The 203-nt window shown below is 59.1% G+C and carries 1 tRNA gene; it reads right to left on the reverse strand.

Features of this window, described 5'->3' with window-relative positions:
- A tRNA-Ala gene (locus tag HMPREF2581_RS11620) sits at positions 1-76 on the reverse strand.
- Between the last annotated feature and the right edge of the window lie 127 nt (positions 77-203).

Consider the following 203-nt stretch of genomic DNA (forward strand, 5'->3'; position numbering starts at 1 on the left):
TGGTGGAGCTAGACGGGATCGAACCGTCGACCTCTTGCATGCCATGCAAGCGCTCTCCCAGCTGAGCTATAGCCCCGAATTCGCCATCAGGCGGGCGATCTTCCGATCGCTTCGACAACCTTCCGGTCATCGACACGCTCATCCATTGCTGGGACGGATGAACATGAAGTGGCGTCCCCTAGGGGACTCGAACCCCTGTTACC

Origin of the sequence: Pseudomonas sp. HMSC057H01 (assembly GCF_001836405.1) — a bacterium.
GTDB classification, from domain to species: Bacteria; Pseudomonadota; Gammaproteobacteria; order Pseudomonadales; family Pseudomonadaceae; genus Pseudomonas; species Pseudomonas aeruginosa.